Origin of the sequence: Leptotrichia sp. oral taxon 879 str. F0557 (assembly GCF_000469385.1) — a bacterium.
GTDB lineage: Bacteria > Fusobacteriota > Fusobacteriia > Fusobacteriales > Leptotrichiaceae > Leptotrichia > Leptotrichia mesophila.
The window spans coordinates 4,446-6,255 of sequence record NZ_KI271344.1 but is presented as its reverse complement, the minus strand read 5'-3'; the positions used below and the strand labels follow the sequence as shown (position 1 = coordinate 6,255).

General features: G+C 28.6%; 1 protein-coding gene and 1 pseudogene. Both read left to right on the top strand.

Going from position 1 to position 1,810, the window contains the following annotated elements:
- Positions 1-754: 754 nt before the first annotated feature.
- A pseudogene (locus HMPREF1552_RS12935) lies at positions 755-877 on the top strand (helix-turn-helix domain-containing protein); the annotation flags it as partial.
- A 204-nt stretch (positions 878-1,081) separates the two neighbouring features.
- Positions 1,082-1,648: a Fic family protein gene (locus HMPREF1552_RS12820; protein WP_021744848.1), complete on the top strand. Its 567-nt coding sequence runs from the start codon at positions 1,082-1,084 to the stop codon at positions 1,646-1,648.
- The last annotated feature ends 162 nt before the right edge of the window (positions 1,649-1,810 follow it).

The following is a 1,810-nucleotide window of genomic DNA, read 5'->3' as shown; positions in this document are numbered from 1 at the left end:
AATGTATTGAAATAAATAGAAACAGATTAAGACAAGATAAAATTGCAAAGTACCATAAACAAAAGAAAAAAATGCAAGCCAGCATAAACGCCGATTTGCACTGTATATTTTAAATTTAATTGTTTTAATGGTGCCCACGCATAATTATTTCGCTAAAAATGGGTATTTGAAATATAAAAGTTGTCAGTAAAATTTCAGTTACTTTTTTAAAATTTCTTTTCATAATTTTACTCCTATGTTGAAAATAAATTTATTTTCCTAATAAAAAAAAACTCTATTTTTTACAACAAGGATTATCTGAAATTAAACTAAACAATGTATATTTTTTCTTTGGGAAGCATAGATTATGAAAAAGTCCCATTTTGAATACTATTTTAGTGTACCAAAAATTATTTGTCCAAGATTTGGGTACACTCCAAAATTTTAAAGCAAACGACTGGCTGGTGGAATGATTTTAAGATTAATCTGGATATTGAGCTGGAAAATACGGTTAGGGAGAGAACTGCTGCACATAATCAAAATAAAAGCAGATCTCAATCCGTAAAGTTTTTCACTAAATAAATGAATTATGGAAATAATATCTTCTGCTAATTCTTCCTGAATTGATCTTTCTTTTATACCATCAGAAATAATTTTAACTTTTGTTTCAAATTTTTCAAAAAAAGTACTGTTCCGACAATCAATACATTTCATTCCAATAGTATTGATATTATTCCGATAAAATAGTATACTATGAAAAGATTGGAGGGATTTTATATATATTACAGTTAAACAAGTTTCTGAAAAATGGGGAATATCTGATAGAAGAGTAAGAGTTTTATGCTCTGAAGGGAAAATACCTGGTGCATATCAAGAAGGAAGAACTTGGAAAATACCATATGATGCAATAAAACCAACTGATGGAAGATATAAAATTACAGGAACGCTCATTCCAATATTAGAAGAAAAATTAAGCAATCTTAAAGCAAGGAGACCTTTAACAGAAGGGGAACTGGAAAGATTAAATGAAGAATTTTTAACAGAATATACCTATAATTCAAATGCAATTGAAGGGAACACTTTAACTTTACGTGAAACAGACATGATTCTTAAAGGGCTTACCATTAACCAAAAATCATTAAAGGAGCATTTGGAAGTAATTGGACACAAGGAAGCTTTTGAGTATGTAAGAAAACTTGTTAGTGAAAATGTTGAAATATCCGAAAAAGTAATTAAGGATATTCATTATTTGATATTGGCTGATAAGAAAGAGGATAGAGGAATATACTGTAGAGTTCCTGTTAGAATTATGGGAGCAGCTCATGAACCCGTACAACCATATCTAATTATTCCGAAAATGGAAGAATTATTGGAACGGTATAAAAACAGCAAGGAAGGCATTGTAACTAAACTTGCCCGTTTTCATATAGAATTTGAAAGTATTCATCCTTTTATTGATGGAAATGGAAGGACTGGAAGATTGTTAATAAATTTAGAACTTATGAAGGAGGGATATCCACCTATAGATATCAAGTTTACTGATCGACTGAGATATTATGAAGCTTTTGATGAATATCATGTAAAGCACAATATATCGGGAATGTCAGATATGTTTGCTAGATATTTAAATCGGAGACTAGATTTATATTTATCTATTTTAGATAAGTAAGAATTTTAAAAATTAGAGTGTTCCTAAAACTGTGAACAATTAAACAGGAAATTAGTTTTCTTTAACGTAAATTCCAAATATAATATACATTTTCTATTTTTAGATATGATTTATAAGAACAAAAGTCAGCAAGGTTAAAATGATTGTATGGGAATTTTATCA

Coding starts and splice junctions, on each gene's coding strand:
- HMPREF1552_RS12820 (WP_021744848.1), top strand. CDS start 1,082: ATGATTCTTAAAGGGCTTACCATTAACCAAAAATCATTAAAGGAGCAT.